Here is a 16,450-nt window from a genome sequence, read left to right as displayed (position 1 = left end):
ACTGGAGTGTAACTTTGCCGACCTCACATCCCCGAGCGCCGCTGCGTATGTACTGGTGGCGGCCGCGATCACACGACTGGGGCAATTTCGGCGACGAACTCGGGCCGTACCTGCTCGACGCGCTGTTCGGTCGGCGGGCGGTCTGGGCCGAGCCTGACGCCTGCGAGATCGCGGGGACCGGCTCCGTCATCGAGATGCTGATGGCGTTCAAAGGCAAGAATCGTCCGGTGCTATGGGGCTGCGGCATGATCTGGGAGACGAGCGGGCTGATTGCGGCCGAGGAGTTCGGAGTCGCGGCGCTGCGTGGCAAGCTGACCAGGTCGAGAGTCACGGACCTGGAAGCAGACGTCGCCCTAGGGGACCCAGGTCTGCTGGCCCACGTCCTGCTCAAGGGGTCCCCGCGCAAGGAGTATCTGCTCGGGGTTGTCCCACACTTTCTGGACGCCGAGCGGCCGGCCGTTGCTGAGTTGCGCAATTGGCCGGGCGTGACTGTCATCGATGCGACCGGGCCACCGCCCACGGTCGTGCAGCACGTCGCGCGGTGTCAGTTCGTCCTGTCCTCAAGCCTTCACGGCCTAGTAGTCGCGGACAGTGTAGGGACCCCCAACGCGTACGTCGCTTTCAGTGACGACGAGCGGATCGGCGGGCCGAACAAGTTCCGCGACTACTATTCGGCCTTCGACGACCCCGACCGGCGGATTGCCTTGTCTCTGCCCGATGTGCTCTCGGGTGACACGCGATCGGTCGTCGCCGAGGTGGATCGCCGGTACCGCCGTGCCGCCGATCTGCCGACGATCACGGAACGCTTGATCAAGGCCTTCCCGCACTGATCGACGTTCCCGATTGCGCGTTTGTGCGCACAGAGCGCAATCGATACCGCTGCCATGACGTCTGATGACTTCGCTGCTGATCTCGACTCCTCAGGCGATGCCGGTGGCCGAGCCGGGCAGGTCATCTGAGGTCTTGGATGATAACTCCTACGTGTCGAGGGGTGGATTTGTGTCTGACAACGTTGACATGCGCAGTTTCGACCAGCCACCATGACGCTTGTTCCGTCCGCTTAGCGGCCCTCCCGCCGAGGAAGTTGGTTTGACCGTGCGACGTCTGAGTGGGGTTGTGGGGGTGGCACTTGGCCTTGCGCTGGTGCTCGCCTCTTGTGGAGACGGCAAGAGCAGCAGTGGAGGCGGCTCTGGCACCAAGAGCGAGGTCATCGCGATGGCGGCCGACCCGCTGGAGTACATCAACCCATTGAACGACAACAGCACCCCGGGTATCGGGGTCTCGATGGCGATCTTCGCCCCGCTGGTGACCACCGATCCGGAGACCGGCAAGCTGCAGAACGTGATGGCCGACTCGGTCACGCCGGACAAGACCAGCCAGACCTGGACGATCAAGCTCAAGGCCGGCAACACGTTCCAGAACGGCCAGGCGATCACCGCCAAGGACTACGTCGACAGCTGGAACATGACCGCCGAGGGCTCGAACGCCTGGAAGAACAACGGCTTCTTCTCCAAGGTCGACGGGTACGACGCGCTGAACCCGCCGACGGCGGACGGCGCCACGCCGAAGCCGACCGCGGTGAAGACGCTGAGCGGCCTGAAGCAGGTCGACGACCTGACCTTCACGGTGAAGCTCAAGGTGCCGTTCTCGCAGTTCGGCCTGACCCTGCAGTACCTGGGTCTGGCGCCGCTGCCCGAAGAGGTGCGGAAGAACCCGGACGCCTACAAGCGCAAGCCGATCGGCAACGGCCCGTACAAGCTGGCCGCCGACTGGAACGCCGGTGACGACATCAAGCTGGCCAAGTGGGACGGCTACAAGGCCGGCCCCGCGCCGCAGGCCGACGCCATCACGTACCGGTTCATCCCGAACGCGGACACGGCGTACAACGAGTTCCTGGCCGGCAACATCGACTTCGTCGACGTCCCGTCGACCAAGGTCAAGAGCTTCAAGACCGACGCACCGGACCAGTGGGTGACCAGCGTCAGCTCGGGCGCCAACTACCTGGTCTTCCCGGCGTGGGACGCCCGGTTCAAGAACCCGAAGCTGCGGCACGCGTTCTCGGAGGCGATCGACCGCAAGGCGTTCGCCGACCTGGTCGGCCTGTCCGAGCCCGCCAAGGGCCTGGTCGCGCCGGACATGAAGGGCTACCGCGACAACGCCTGCAAGTACTGCGACTTCGACGCCACCAAGGCGAAGGCGGACCTGGCTGCGGCCGGCGGCTTCTCCGGCGTGCTGAACATCAACTACAGCACCACGTCGGCGACCGGCCAGATCTTCGCCGAGGCGATCGGCAACATGCTGCGGCAGAACCTCGGCCTGCAGGTGAAGTACACCGGCAAGCAGAGCTCGGAGATCACCGAGCTGGCCGACAGCCGCAAGCTGGACGGTCTGCGGTTCAGCGGCTGGGGTCACGACTACCCCTCGATCGAGGACTACCTGACGCCGATGTTCAAGTCCAACGGTGACGCGAACTTCTCCGGCTACGCCAACCCGGCGCTGGACGCCGTCCTGGCCAAGGGCGACGCCGAACCGGACCCGGAGAAGGCGATCACGCTCTACCAGCAGGCGGAGGACATCGCGCTCGAGGACATGCCGCTGATCCCGCTGTACACCAAGTCGAACGCGTACCTGCACTCGCAGAAGATCGAGCCGCGAGTCTCGAAGTACGTCGGTGTCTCGGCGCTCTGGGCAACTTTCAAGTGATTCGCTTCATTCTGCGCCGCATCCTCGCGGCGATTCCGATCGGCCTGATCGTCACGCTGGGGGTCTTCGCGCTCGTCTTCGCGATGCCCGGAGACCCCCTGCGGGAGCTGGCCGGAGACAAACCGATCCCGGCCGCGGTGCTGGCCGCCAAGCGGGCTCAGTTCCACCTGGACGACCCGTTCATCGTTCAGTACCTGCTCAGCATGAAGGACATCTTCACCGGGCATTTCGGGACCACGTTCGCTGGCGCGGACATCGCCGACCAGCTGAGCCTGCGCATCCCGGTGACGCTGAAGCTGGCGTCGATGAGTCTCGTTTTCCAGTGGGTGTTCGGTCTGCTGTTCGGCCTGTACGCCGGATTCCGCCGCAACGGCGTCGTTGACCGGCTGTTGCTGCTGGCAACACTTATCGTGCTGGCGGTGCCCGGCCTGGTGCTGTACTTCACCGGCCAGTACCTGTTCGGTGTCCAATTGAAGTGGCTTCCGGTGTCAGGGATCCGTGACGGCTGGCCGCTGTCCTACTTGCTGCCGGCGCTCTGCATCGGCGTCACGGCCTTCGCCGGCTTGGCGCGTCTGACGCGGACCTCGATCGTCGATACCGCCAACGCGGACTTCGTCAAGACCGCGCGAGCCAAGGGACTGCTGGAGCAGCGGATCCTCTGGCATCACGTGTTGCCGAACGCGCTCCTGCCGATGGTGACGCTGATGGGCATCGATGTGGCCGGGATCTTCGCCGGTGCGGTGCTGGCAGAGAGCATCTTCAACCTGCCAGGCCTTGGCCAGTTCATGTTCCAGGCGATCAAGCTGAAGGAAGGTGGCGTCGTGATGCTGCTGTCCACGCTGGCGTTCCTGATGTTCATCCTCATCAACCTGGTCGTCGACGTTGTATACGGCGCGATCGATCCGAGGGTGCGTAATGTCTGAGACCCAGCAGGTTTTCGGGGCCGAGTCACAGGACCTCGAAGGCCGGACACTGTCCAACCGCGAGCTGCTCGTTGCGCTGCTGCGCAAACCGCAGTTCGACATCTGTCTGCTACTCGTGCTGGCCTTCTTCCTGATGGCCGCGGTGCCGCGGGTGTTCACTTCGGTGGACCCGCGGTTCTGCGAGCTCGCCAAGAGCCAGCACGGGCGCGAGCCCGGGCACCCGTTCGGCTTCGACATCCAGGGCTGCGACTATCTGGCCAACGTCATTTACGGCGCGCGGCCGTCGGTGCTGGTCAGCCTGGTAGCGGGGCTCGGCGGCTTCGTCGTCGCCGGGTTGCTCGGATTGCTCGCCGGATACTTCCCTGGGCTGGTGGACACCGTCATCTCACGAGTCGCCGATGTCCTGTTCGCCCTGCCAGGGCTGATCGCGCTGATCGTGATCCTGAACTCGGTGCCGAACCGGAGCATCTGGATCATCGTCGCGATCATCTTGGTCACCGGGTGGCCGCAGGGGATGCGAATCATGCGATCCACGGTGTTCTCGGTGCGCAATCGTGAGTACGTTCTGGCTGCGCGATCGATTGGTGCGCCGCCGTTGCGAATCCTGCGCAAGCACGTGTTCCCGAACGCGATGGCGCCGCTGCTCGCGATGACGACGCTCGGCATCGGTGGTCTGATCGGTCTGGAGGCCTCGCTGACGTTCCTCGGAGTCGGCCTGCAACCGCCGTCGATCTCGTGGGGATCGCAGTTCGGCGTGGCCGCCTCCTTGCGGGAGACCCCGCACCTGTTCATCTGGCCGGCGTTGTTCATCTCCACGATGACGATCTCGTTCATGATCATCGGCGACTCCATCCGGGACGCCCTCGACCCGAAGTTGATGCGATGAGTATTGGCGAAGTACTGCTCAAGGTCGAAGACCTCTCCGTGGAGTTCGACACTCCCCGGGGTGCGGTCAGGGCCGTCGACGGGGTGTCCTGGCAGGTTCGGGCCGGGGAGACGTTGGCGATCCTGGGGGAGTCGGGGTCGGGCAAGAGTGTCTCGACCCAGGCGCTGACCGGGATCCTGGAGATGCCGCCCGGCCGGATCGTGTCCGGTACGGCGGAGTACCGCGGTGCGGACCTGATCTCGATGACCACCAAGGAGCGGCGCAAGATCGTCGGCGACCGGATCACGATGGTGTTCCAGGACTCGCTGTCGGCGCTGAACCCGGTGCAGTCGGTCGGGACCCAGATCGCCGAGTGCTACCGGGTGCACCGCGGGCTGTCGAAGCAGGACGCGATGAAGCGTGCCGCGGAGATGCTCGACCAGGTGCGGATCCCGGCCGCGGCGAAACGGGTGCGGGACTATCCGCACGAGTTCTCCGGCGGTATGCGGCAGCGCGTCATGCTGGCGATGGCGCTCGCGCTCGATCCCGACGTACTGATCGCGGACGAGCCGACCACGGCGCTCGACGTGACGGTGCAGGCGCAGATCCTGGAACTGATCGCGGAGCTGCAGGCCGAGCGGGACATGGGGGTCGTACTGATCACCCACGACCTCGGCGTGGTCTCGGACGTCGCCGACAACGTCGTGGTGATGTACGCCGGTCACGTGGTCGAGCGGGCCGCGACGTCGGCAGCGCTGGAACATCCCGTGCACCCGTACACCGAAGGCCTGCTCGGCTCGATGCCTTCGGCCGACCTGAAGGGCCGGGAGCTACCGACCATTCCGGGAACGCCGCCGTCGCTGCGGGCGATCCCGTCCGGGTGCGCGTTCCGGCCCCGGTGCCCGATCGCGATCGACGACTGCGCCACCGAGGTGCCGCCGTTGCTCACCGTGGGACCGGGGCGTGATGCCGCGTGCATCCGGCGTACGACGCTCGAGGCGAAGGAGGCGGTCTGATGCCGGAAGAGTTGCTGGTGGCAACGGATGTCCAGAAGCACTACGACATCAGCCCGGCGCTGAACTTCGGCGCCAAGACTCTGGTCCGCGCGGTGGACGGTGTCGACCTGACGCTGCGCAAGGGCGAGTCGCTCGGCATCGTTGGTGAGTCCGGTTGCGGGAAGTCGACGCTGGTCCGGCTGCTCGCGGCGCTCGAGAAGCCGACGTCGGGACAGATCGCGTACGGCGGTGTCGATGTCAGCAAGCTGCGGGGTCGCGAGCTGCGGCGCTGGCGGCGGAACGTGCAGGTCGTGTTCCAGGACCCGTACTCCAGCCTGAACCCGCGGATGCGGGTCGGCGAGATCGTCGCCGAGCCGTTCGAGGTGCACCCGGACGTCGCGAAGGGGATCGACATCCGGTCCCGGGTCCGGGAGCTGCTCGAGATGGTCGGTCTGCGGCCCGAGGACGAGACGAAGTTCCCGCACCAGTTCTCCGGCGGTCAGCGGCAGCGGATCGGGATCGCGCGGGCGATCGCGCTGAATCCCGACGTACTGCTGTGTGACGAGCCGGTGTCGGCGCTGGACCTGTCGGTGCAGGCGCAGGTGGTGAACCTGTTGATGCGGCTGCAGCGCGAGCTCGGCCTGAGCATCATCTTCGTCGCGCACGACCTGTCCGTGGTCCGGCACGTCTCCGACCGGGTCGCGGTGATGTACCTCGGCAAGGTCGCCGAGCTGGGCGAGCACCAGCAGGTGTACGACGTCCCCGCGCATCCGTACACGCAGGCGCTGCTGTCCGCCGAGCCCGGTCTGGCTCGGCAAGGCCGGGAGCGGATCGTGCTGGCCGGTGACCCACCGTCGCCGGTGTCGCCGCCGTCGGGTTGCCGGTTCCACACCCGGTGCCTGCGGGCGGAGGCGAAGTGCAGCACGGACATCCCCGTGCTCCGGGAGATCGGGTCCGGTCAGACCGTTTCGTGCCACTTCGCGGAAGATGCGCAGAACGCCTACTCGGCCGGTGTGAAAGAGCAGCGCGCGGGATAGCTGTCGAGTGATGGCCTAGGGTTGCGGCCGTGAGTACGGTTTCGCCGGCGGGTAGACGTTTCGTGCTGCTCGTCGGGGTGATCGCGATCGCCGGTGGCCTGGCCGTCTGGTGGATCATCACCGCCGCCCGGGCCGCCCGCGAGGGGTTCGACATCACCGACGAGGGCTATTACCTGCTCTCGTACCGGTGGTGGGACAGCAACCCGCTCGCGTTGACGGGCGTGCAGTACCTGTACGGACCGGTTTTCGAGTGGTTCGGGTACAACATCGTCGCGCTCCGGGTGTTCCGGCTGGTGACCGTGGTGCTCGTCCATCTGGGCTTCGGTTACAGCTTCATGCGGTGGCTGCGCGGCCGACGGCCGGGCATGCCGCCGACGAAGCTGTGGGAGCTGGCCGGGATGGCGGTCATTCTCGCCGCGGGCGGTATGTGTTACAGCTGGCTGCCGAAGTCTCCTGGCTACAACGACGTGGTCCTGCTCGGCGCGCTGACCCTGGTCTCCTGCGTGCTCTGGATGGCGACCGCTGTCGATCGCGGTCGCCCGGCGCCGTTCTGGGTGTTCGTCGCGGCCGGTCTGGTGATCGGCGCGATGGTGCTGGCGAAGTGGACCTCGGTCGTGGTGATCGGGCTGATCGTGATCACCGCGATCGTCGTACTGGCTGGGCAGGGCCGGCGGTCCGTTGCCCGCGGCATCCTTTTCGCGCTCGGTGGACTCGCGCTGGCGGCGCTCGTCGTCCAGCTGTTCGTCGTCCGGCTGAACGTCGCGGTACCCGGGATCCTGACCGTCAACAAGTTCATCGCGGGTACGTCGTACTCGCCGGCCGAACTGCTGCAGCTCTACTGGACGAGCACGATGAAGTTGCTCGGGCGGACATTGTTCGCGCACGGCCTTCTCCTGGTCGCGACCGCGCTGGCCGTCATCGCCCGCTGGCGCTGGCTCCGCATCGCCGCCGCCGTACTCGCCGTGGTCGCGCTCGCTCTGTCGGTACGCCGGGTGATCGTCCACGACGGCGCACTCGGTGGCTCCCAGCACACCGCGATGTACGCCGAGACGCTGCTGGCCGCCGTACTGGTCGCGGTGGTGGCTGCCGTCGGCGCGGTGCTCGCGGGTCACTTCGGTGTGACGGACTGTTCGCGTCTGAGCCGGGAGAACCTGCGGACCTGGATCATCCTCGCGCTGCTCGTGCTGCTGCCGCTCGTGCAGGCGTTCGGGACCAACACGCCCCTGTACACGATCGGCTTCAACGGGTTCGCCGCATGGGCCGCGGTCATGATCGCTGTGCTGACCGGGATCTGGGCTACGCCGATCGCCGCGCGCGCCACGCTCGGGCTCGTGCTGATGGGCTCGCTCGTGGTGACGGCGACGATCGCGTACACGGGTCTGTTCCGCTACCCGTACCGCTCGGTCGGGCACTCGCAGTTGACCGCGCCCGCGACGCTGCCCGCGTTGCAGGGCCTGCGCCTGTCGCCGCCCGCCGAGCAGAACTTCAGTCGGCTCGCCAACGACCTGCGCCCGTACACCGAGCCGAGCGGTCGGCCGATGCTGGCCTTCGACAAGATGGCCGGGCTGGTGCTGATGCTCGGTGGCCGGCCGGTCGGCGAGGCCTGGATCGCACCACTGGAACGTGAACGGACCGCGGCCGGGATCGAAGAGGTCTGCCGCAAGGGTCGCCCGTGGGACGGCGGCCGCCCGCCGCTGATCATCCTGAACCGGGAGATCTCGGACCTGGAGATCAACGCGCTGCACACCTGCGGCCTGGACTTCCACGCGGACTACGAGCAACTCGCGCCGGCGCGGCAGACGATCGGTCTGCAGGTGTGGATACCGAAGGGCGAGCGCCCCGCTCCGGCGGCCGGATGAGATCCTGTCTCTCGATCGGACAGGCGGCAGACAGACGTTCGGGACGGGAAGGTTGCGCATGATCAAGGTCGGTGTGCTGGGGGCCAAAGGCAGGATGGGCGCTCAGACGTGCCTCGCGGTCGAGGAGGCCGCCGACTGTGAGCTGGTCGCGCGGCTCGACCAGGGTGACGATCTCGCCGCGCTCACGCAGGCCGGCGCCGAGGTCGTGGTCGACTTCACCCGGCCCGAGGTCGTGATGGACAACCTCGCCTGGTGCATCGAGCACGGCATCCACGCGGTCGTCGGCACGACCGGTTTCGACGACGAGCGCCTGGCCACGCTGCAGTCGCAGCTCGCCGCGAACCCGGGCACCGGCGTCCTGATCGCCCCGAACTTCTCGATCGGCGCCGTGCTGATGATGCGGTTCGCCGCGCAGGCCGCGCGGTACTACGAGTCCGTCGAGATCATCGAGCTGCACCACCCGGACAAGGTGGACGCTCCCTCCGGCACGGCCCGTCGTACGGCGGAGCTCGTGGCGGCCGCCCGCCGGGAGGCCGGCGCCGGACCGATCCCGGACGCGACCACGACCGCGCTCGACGGGGCCCGCGGCGCGGATGTCGACGGCATCCGGGTGCACGGCGTCCGGTTGCGTGGCCTGATCGCGCACCAGGAGGTGCTGTTCGGCGACGAGGGCGAGACGCTGACGATCCGGCACGACTCGATGGCCCGGGTCTCGTTCATGGCCGGCGTTCTGCTCGGCGTCCGCAGCATCGGCACCGCCCCCGGCCTGACCGTCGGCCTCGAGAACTTCATGGATCTAGCCTGAGATGACCGCTAAAAGGACCGCGTTCGTCCTGGCGGCGGTGTTCGTCGCGTACGCCGGGTTGATCGGCTGGCGTGGCGTCCTGCTGATCCGGGTCGGTACGCCGGTCCCTGTCGTGCTCGGGCTCGCGGTCCTGGTCATCCCGCTGGTGGGCGCGTACCTGGTCTGGCGCGAGATCCAGTTCGGCCGGCAGACCGAAGTACTGGCGCGTGAGCTGGAGGCAGCCGGTGGGCTGCCGGTCGACGATCTGCCGCGCCGGCCGTCCGGACAGGTCGAGCGGGCGGCCGCGGACGAGGCCTTCGGGAGGTACCGCGCCGAGGCCGAGGCCTCGCCCGTGGACTGGCGGGTGTGGTTCCGGCTGTCGACGGCGTACGACGCCGCGGGGGACCGCAAGCGCGCGCGGGAGACGATGCGGAAGGCGATCGGGCAGCACGGCGCCCCGTCCTGATCCGGTGAGTTCCCTGCGAGTTCGCTGGGAACGGGCCGAGATGACTGACAATGCGTGGCCGGACGGGATACCTTCGGTGCGGAAGGTACGTGGCAGCCGCCACGTACAGGTCGGAGACTGGGTGGGGCCGTCCTGTGCCATCAGACGGGTCTCGCCGCGGCTCGGACGACGTGCAGGTGGACGGGTTCGGCGGCTTGTTGCGACGGCATCGGCGGGAGGCCGGGCTGTCGCAGGAGGCGCTGGCGGAACTCGCCGGTCTGAGCGTCGACGCGATCGCGGCCTTGGAACGCGGACGCCGGCGTGCACCGCGAGCGCATACACTGCGCCTGCTCGCGGACGCGCTGCGACTCCGCGAGCCCGACCTGTCGCTGCTCACCGCGGCGGCCCGCCAGGAGGCCGACCCCGGCCGCCCGCCGATGCGGCAACCGCCGGCACCGACCAACGAACTGATCGGGCGGACGACCGAGCTGACCGCGGCGAGTCGCGTGCTGGGCCAGCGAATCACTCGTTTGCTCACCTTGACCGGCCCGGGCGGCGTCGGCAAGACGCGCCTCACGATGGCGGTGGTGGCCGAGGTCGCCGACGCGTTCCCGGACGGCGTCTGCTGGGTGCCGCTCGCGACGTTGACCGACTCGTCGGCCGTCGTACCGGCGATCGCGGCGTCGCTCGGCCTGCACCCGATGGAGAGCACCCGGCTGGTCGAGGAGATCGCCGAGCGGATCGGCCGCGGCACGATGCTGCTGACGTTCGACAACTGCTCGCACGTGGTCGCGACGGTCGGCCAGGTCTGCGCCGCCCTGCTCGAGTACTGCCCGAACCTGTCGATCCTGGCGTCCAGTCGCGAGCTCCTGCGACTGCCGGGGGAGAGCGTGTACGTCGTACCCGCGCTCGGACTGCCGCACGACGACGAGCTGGAATCGTCCGGGGCGGTCCGGCTGTTCGTCGAGCGGGCCAGCGCGCGCGGCTACGACCCGACCGGCGAGCTGGACCAGGTCGCGCGAGTGGTACGCCGGCTGGAGGGCATGCCGCTCGCGATCGAGCTGGCCGCGGCCCGGACCAACGTGATGACGATCGAGGAACTCGCCACCGAGCTGGAGACATCGTTCACCATCCTGGCCGGTGGCTCGCGCACCGCGACGCCACGCCAGGCCTCGATGTACGGCGCGATCGAATGGAGCCACGCGCTGCTGACCCCGGCCGAGCGCGACGTGTTCGCGCAGCTGTCGGTCTTCGTCGGCGGGTGGACGCTGAACGCGGCGGCCACGGTGATGTCCGGGCAGACCGATCCGGGGCCTGCGGAGCGCGCCGAGGCGGTCGACCTGATCGGACGGCTCGCGGACAAGTCGCTGATCCGGGTCATCCGGCGGGGCGGCGTCGCGCGATACCACATGCTCGCCGTCATCCGCGAGTTCGCCAACGAGCGGCTGCGGACCGCGGGTCACGCCGAGGAGGCATCCGGCCGGCACGCGCAGTTCTTCCTGCGACTGGCCGAGGAGTCCGAGGAGCACCTGCGCGGTCCACGGCAGGGGGAGTGGCTCGAGCGGCTGGAGCGCGAACTCGACAACCTGCGGTCCGCGATGGCGTGGGCGCTGCGGACCAACTCGGTCGCCCAGGCCCTGCGCCTGGCGAGCGGGCTCTGGCAGTTCTGCTACCTGCGCGGGCATTACGCCGAGGGCAGCCGATGGCTGGAGCGGGCCCTGGCGCTCGGCGACGCGACGCCGTCCGACGTGATGGCCGACCTGTCCGACGCCTGCGCCAAAGCGAACCTGGGGGCCGGAACGCTTGCCTTCCTCCAGTGCGAGTACGACGTGGCGACCGAACGGCTGCAGGCCGCCCTGCAGCAGTACAAGGACCTCGGCGACAAGGTGGGAACGGCGCAGGTGCTGCAACGCCTCGGCGGAGTCGCCCGCGAGCGCGGCGACTACGAGACCGCGGAGGATCTGCACTGCGAGAGCTACGACCTGTATGAGAGCCTCGGCGACCGGGCCGGGATGGCGTCGGCGCACAATCACCTCGGCCTGGTCGCCTGGCTGCGTGGCGATCTCGAGGTCGGCGCCCGGCGCTGCCGGCGCGCCCGCGACAGCTTCCGGGTGGTCGGCGACGGCGAGGGCCTCGCCTGGTCCCTGATCAGCCTGGGCGCGATCGCGCAGTACGGCGGTGAGCTCGTCGAGGCCGAGGATCTCCTGCAGGAGGCCCTCGCGCTCGCGCAGCGGCTCGGCTACCGCGAGGGCGTCGCCTGGTCGCTCAACCAGCTCGGCATCATCGAACGCCGCCGCGGCCTGACCGAACGCGCCGTACACCTGCTCGACGAGAGCCTGGCCGAGCACCGCGATCTCGGCGACCGGTGGCGGTCGGCCAGCGTGCTCGAGGAACTGGCGGCGGTCGCCCAGCACCGCGGCCGCAGCGAGTACGCCGCGTTCCTGCTCGGGGCCGCGGACGGGGTCCGCGAGGTCATCCAGGCACCGGTACCTGCGATCGAGAAGGCCGACTGCGACGCCACCCGAGCCGCGGTCGAAGCGTCGCTCGAACGACGGGAGTTCCGGGTCGCCTGGTCGGCAGGTCGGGCCGCACCACTGGCGGCGGTCGCCGACGGCTATCCGCCACCTGGCTCGACACCCGCCGCGGGCTGGACCCGCGATCCGCTCTGAGGCCGATTCCGGTCCGTGCAGCCGATCCGGGCGCCGATCCTGGTCGGACGCCTGCCTCGCGGAGCACCACGACCTGGGGGATCGACGATGCCCCGCGAGGGATCTGAAGGCGCGGTTCGAGAAATGTGACCCGGCCGGCTGTGTCCTCTGTCTGACCCCCCAGGCAGTCCCCCCACCCCACCGCCGGCCGAAGCCACGTCGGCGACGGCACCGTCATCGAGCCCTCCCGGTCGACGGCCGGTTCCTCCGCGCTGAATCAAGGTTGCCGTGATCACGCAGCGTCGCACAGGGACGCAACCCTGACATCGCCCTGACAAATTTGTCCTGACAACGAAAGCGCCAGGCCATTTTCGCCGACGGTGACCGGATTCTTTCGGTGCGTAGGAGAATACGCGGCAGGATTCAAACGCTCGTCACGGCAGATATCCGGAAATAGCTTTTGTGAATCCGGCGATCTTTCGTAAAGGAGCACCGTGCGCGTAGCCGGTCGTGTCCCCGAGTCCGGGCTGCTCGCGGTCCGGTGCCGGGATCCCCTCGCCGCGGCAACTGGCGTCCTTGGCCGGTGCGACCCCGGTGGTGAGGAACGTGTTGACGATCCGGTCCGCGCACTTGTTCACGCCGCCGTAGACGCCGTGGTCACCTTCGCCCGTGACGGTGAGCAGCCGCGAGCCGGCGTACCTGCTGTGGGCCGCGGTGGCGAGGCCGTAGTTGGTGGCCGGGTCGTGCAAAGACTGCACCATCAGCGTTGTGGGCAAGCCTTTGCCGGTCGGTGTCGGCATCGTGAGGTTCGGGCGGTCCCAGTAGAAGCACGGGTTCTCGGTCATCGTCCAGCCGACCAGCGGGTAGTGCGGACCGAGGCGGGCGGCGAGCTGCTCGCCGTACTCACGGCCCTGCGGCCAGGCGGTGTCGTTGCAGGTGATCGCGGTGAAGGTGGCGTCCTCGGCGTCGTCCGCTCCGAGCATTCGCAGGCCGACCGGGGAACGGTTCGCGCGCTGCACGAGCTGCCGCTGGCGGGCCGTCGAGAGCGCGTCGACGCGCCGCTGCGCGGCCTGCGGACCGCCGTGTTCCTGGGCCGCGGAAAGGTCGCGGAGAAATGCCAGGTCGACCGCCAGGGAATGGAAGTCGAGCTTCGAGTACATATCCTCGGTGACCATCTGGTCCAAGGTGTTCTGGTCATAGGTGACCTGGACCCCGGCGTCCATGAACTCCTCGGTGGCCGGCCGCTCCTTCAGCGACCGTCGTAACCGTTCGTAGGCACGGACGACCGCACCGGGTGACGATCCGAGGTGCAGCTGGTCGTCGTACTTCGCCGCCCAGGTCGCGAAGTCCTCGCGGAACCGGCGCTCGAACGCCTGCGGCTGGCCGGCGAAGGTGTCCAGCCAGGTCCTGGTGAAGTCCGTGTTCGAGTCGAGGACGAAGCGGCCGACGTGCTCGGGGAAGTAGGTCTGGTAGTAAGCGCCGAGCCAGGTGCCGCCGGAGTACCCGACGTAGTCGATGGTGTCGAAGCCGAGCAGCCGCCGGATCAGGTCCATGTCCTGCACGGTCTGCGCCGTGGTGATGTAGGGGAGCAGGCCGCGCGACTGGCGGTCGCAGTACTGCTGGGCCATCTCGGACGCCTCGGAGATCAGGTCGCGGTTCGCGGGGTCGCGGTCGCGGGCGTCCATCGTGTAGCCCGGGCTGCCGTCGCAGCTGACGTTCGAGCTGCCTCCCGTGCCCCGAGGGTCGAAGCCGACGGCGAGGTGGTCCTTCGCGAGCGCCGCCTGACTGGCCAGGTACGGCGCCATTCCGAGGCCGGCACCACCGGGCCCGCCCGGGTTGCCGAACACGACCCGGCTCGGCTTGTTGCCCTTGGCCGGCGCGACCTTGCTGACCGCGATCTGCAGGTCCTTCGCGGTGTACTGGTTGGCCCAGTCACGCGGGACGGTGATCTTCGTGCAGTACGTGCGGAGCTCGGTGTCACCGCAGGGGATCCACTGCGGTTTCTGGTCCAGGTACTTGTTCGCGACCTGGTGCGGTGCGTCGACGACGGTCGTCGCGTTCATCGACGCGGTCGCGCCCGAGCCGGGGACGACGAGGACGGCGACTGCGGAAAGCCCTAGGCCGACGGCCAGGGTGAGGTACTTCATGCAGACTCCAGCGGATGGCCTTGCGTGATCGGACCGTGACAATCTGTCATGCCACCCACGCGCGGTCGAGCACCACCCCCGGCTCGTCGCCGTTCACGAGCCTGCTAGGGCGCTGGTACTGCGGGAGCTACTCGGTGCCGGGGTCCGTGTGCAGGCGGATCTGCTTGATCCGGACCGACTCGTCGCCGTACAGATCGAGCTCGCGGTGGGCGCCGTCGGGAGCCCACCCGGCTTCGGTGTAGAAGGCCCGCAGTACGTCGTCGGTGGAGTTGACCCAGACCGTCACGCGGCCGAAGCCGTCGGCGCGGATCGTGTCGACGACCGCGTTCAGCAGCCGGGACCCGTGGCCGGCGCGGGTCGCCTCGGGGCTGACCGCGAGCTCGGCGATCAACGCGTCCCGCTGCGCGTCGGCGTCCGGGTCGTCCGACGGCGTGATGGCCGCGAACCCGACCAGCGTGCGGCCGGCCAGCGCGACCATCACCCGGTTGCGTGCCTCACCCGGCGCGAGCAACGCGGCCCGCCACTGGGCCGCGAACTGCGCCGGGTTCAGGTCGGCGAGGACGTCGGCGGGAAGCAGTCCGGCGTACGACGTCCGCCAGGCCGCGACCTGGATCTCGCCGATCTCGTTCGCCTCCGCCGGAAGGGCGAGGCGGACGCTCGTGTCGGCCACCGGGGAGTCGCCGGACGCGCCGGACAGATCCGAGAGGTTGGCGGGTTCCGGAACGCCGAAGTCACTCATGCCCGCCATCCTCCCAAACCCCTCCGCTGCCCTTTTCCCCACCCTCAAAGAGCTTCAGTAGACGAGCTTGCGGAGCAGCGTCTCGGCTGGGCCGCGGTAGGAACGGCGGCTCATCGCGTACGACCCGAGCACCGAGATGATCCAGACGCCGATCGCCACCAGCGCCGCGGTGTACGCCGTGCTGCCGAACCGCAGGTCCAGCATGAACGGGGCCAGCAGCACCGTCCACGCAACCGACTGGAACAGATACCCGGACAGCGACCGCTGGCCGAGCGCGGAGATCGCGCGGACCGGGAGCGACTGCTTCTTGATCCGGGTGACCAGCAGCGCGAACAGAGCGACGTACCCAGGACCGCCGAACATCCCGCTGACGTGCGAAAGGGTGCCCAGGGCATCGACAGCGGCCTTGCCGACGTGCAGCCAGCCGGCGCCGACCAGCGCGAGCGGCAGACCACCGAGGACGGTCAGCCCGAGCCCGCCGGCGGCGACCGACTTCAGCAGGGTCTTGTGCGCGCCCGGGTTCTCCAGGATCTGCTTGCGGGCTGCCCAGATGCCCAGCCAGACGATGACGGTGACACCCAGCACGCTGGCCGCGTGCATCGGGTACTCGTGCAGCCGGTCGACCATGCTCGCGAAGTAGGAGGTCGCGCCGAGGGACGGGTTGGGGGAGTTGGTCAACGGCTGCGCGGGACCGGAGTTGTTGACGATGGCGAGCACGGCCTTGGCCCCGAACGCGACGGCCTCGACCGCCATCAGCGCCCAGATCACGAAGACGATCCGGTGGAACTTGTCGCTGCGGTTGAGCAGGAACAGGGTGCAGAGGATGCCGACGACGCCGTACGCGCCGAGGAAGTCACCGAAGTACAGCAGCGTCGCGTGCGCCAGTCCGAAGGCGACCAGCCAGGCGTTGCGCTTGAGCAGGATCCGCCGTACGGCGCCGGGGGTGGCGCCCGCGGACCGCTGCCGCCGGGCCAGCTGGACCAGGCCGTAGCCGAACATCACCGCGAACACCGGGTAGGCGCGGGCGTCGACGAGGGTCAGCTTGAGGAAGTTCAGGATGCGCTCGAAGCCGTGCGGCGCGCTCTCCAGGCCGGGCTGGCCGGCGAAGGCGAAGTTGGCGCTGTTCGCGAGCCCGATCAGCAGCAGCATCGCGCCGCGGATCAGGTCCGGCGCCAGCGCGCGCTCGCGGCCGGTGACCGGACCGCGGTGGTCGACGGCCGGGGCGGCGGTAAGGGTGGTGGTCACGGGGTCCTCCGGGAAACTGTTAAGCCCTTGAACGGATAACAGAATCCTCGCGCCGCCCGG

The 16,450-nt window shown here is 68.6% G+C and carries 13 protein-coding genes; 10 read left to right on the top strand and 3 right to left on the bottom strand.

The features are described from left to right. Window positions 1–47 precede the first annotated feature (47 nt). From ACWGID_RS04200 to ACWGID_RS04155, 10 genes are all read left to right on the top strand, one after another. On the top strand, window positions 48–830 hold the full coding sequence (locus tag ACWGID_RS04200) for a polysaccharide pyruvyl transferase family protein (RefSeq protein ID WP_452194268.1): 783 nt from the start codon (window positions 48–50) through the stop codon (window positions 828–830). A 292-nt stretch (window positions 831–1,122) separates the two neighbouring features. Continuing rightward, window positions 1,123–2,703, top strand: a complete 1,581-nt coding sequence (locus ACWGID_RS04195; RefSeq protein ID WP_452194267.1) for a peptide ABC transporter substrate-binding protein — start codon at window positions 1,123–1,125, stop codon at window positions 2,701–2,703. Then, a complete protein-coding gene (locus ACWGID_RS04190; RefSeq protein ID WP_452194265.1) occupies window positions 2,700–3,626 on the top strand; it encodes an ABC transporter permease in 927 nt (308 codons plus the stop codon). Before ACWGID_RS04195 ends, ACWGID_RS04190 begins: the two co-directional genes overlap by 4 nt. Then, window positions 3,619–4,512 carry an ABC transporter permease gene (locus ACWGID_RS04185; protein ID WP_452194263.1) on the top strand — a complete coding sequence of 298 codons (894 nt, stop codon included), beginning with the start codon at window positions 3,619–3,621 and terminating at the stop codon, window positions 4,510–4,512. The genes ACWGID_RS04190 and ACWGID_RS04185 overlap by 8 nt, the downstream gene beginning before the upstream one ends. Continuing rightward, a complete protein-coding gene (locus tag ACWGID_RS04180; protein ID WP_452194262.1) occupies window positions 4,509–5,507 on the top strand; it encodes an ABC transporter ATP-binding protein in 999 nt (332 codons plus the stop codon). Before ACWGID_RS04185 ends, ACWGID_RS04180 begins: the two co-directional genes overlap by 4 nt. Continuing rightward, entirely contained in the window at window positions 5,507–6,523 is a 1,017-nt protein-coding gene (locus ACWGID_RS04175; protein WP_452194261.1) for an ABC transporter ATP-binding protein, read from the top strand. Before ACWGID_RS04180 ends, ACWGID_RS04175 begins: the two co-directional genes overlap by 1 nt. 29 nt (window positions 6,524–6,552) lie before the next feature. Then, window positions 6,553–8,382, top strand: a complete 1,830-nt coding sequence (locus ACWGID_RS04170) for a hypothetical protein (RefSeq protein WP_452194260.1) — start codon at window positions 6,553–6,555, stop codon at window positions 8,380–8,382. Between the two features lie 58 nt (window positions 8,383–8,440). Continuing rightward, window positions 8,441–9,187, top strand: coding sequence for a 4-hydroxy-tetrahydrodipicolinate reductase (gene dapB / locus ACWGID_RS04165; protein WP_452194258.1), 747 nt, complete (start codon window positions 8,441–8,443; stop codon window positions 9,185–9,187). Window position 9,188: 1 nt separating this feature from the next. Further along, window positions 9,189–9,632, top strand: coding sequence for a hypothetical protein (locus ACWGID_RS04160; protein WP_452194256.1), 444 nt, complete (start codon window positions 9,189–9,191; stop codon window positions 9,630–9,632). Window positions 9,633–9,766: 134 nt separating this feature from the next. Next, a complete protein-coding gene (locus tag ACWGID_RS04155) occupies window positions 9,767–12,280 on the top strand; it encodes an ATP-binding protein (RefSeq protein ID WP_452194254.1) in 2,514 nt (837 codons plus the stop codon). A gap of 413 nt (window positions 12,281–12,693) precedes the next feature. Here ACWGID_RS04155 and ACWGID_RS04150 read toward each other — a convergent pair whose 3' ends face one another. The 3 genes from ACWGID_RS04150 to ACWGID_RS04140 all read right to left on the bottom strand — a co-directional run bounded on the left by ACWGID_RS04150 (window position 12,694) and on the right by ACWGID_RS04140 (window position 16,390). Further along, window positions 12,694–14,406 carry an alpha/beta hydrolase gene (locus tag ACWGID_RS04150; protein ID WP_452194252.1) on the bottom strand — a complete coding sequence of 571 codons (1,713 nt, stop codon included), beginning with the start codon at window positions 14,404–14,406 and terminating at the stop codon, window positions 12,694–12,696. Between the two features lie 127 nt (window positions 14,407–14,533). Next, window positions 14,534–15,145 carry a GNAT family N-acetyltransferase gene (locus ACWGID_RS04145; RefSeq protein ID WP_452194251.1) on the bottom strand — a complete coding sequence of 204 codons (612 nt, stop codon included), beginning with the start codon at window positions 15,143–15,145 and terminating at the stop codon, window positions 14,534–14,536. A gap of 54 nt (window positions 15,146–15,199) precedes the next feature. Next, window positions 15,200–16,390: a DUF418 domain-containing protein gene (locus ACWGID_RS04140; RefSeq protein WP_452194249.1), complete on the bottom strand. Its 1,191-nt coding sequence runs from the start codon at window positions 16,388–16,390 to the stop codon at window positions 15,200–15,202. Window positions 16,391–16,450: the final 60 nt, after the last annotated feature.

The sequence above is a fragment of the Kribbella sp. NPDC054772 genome (genome assembly GCF_053611945.1).
Note: the sequence above shows the minus strand (reverse complement) of the source record. Positions and strands in the feature narration are given on the sequence as shown.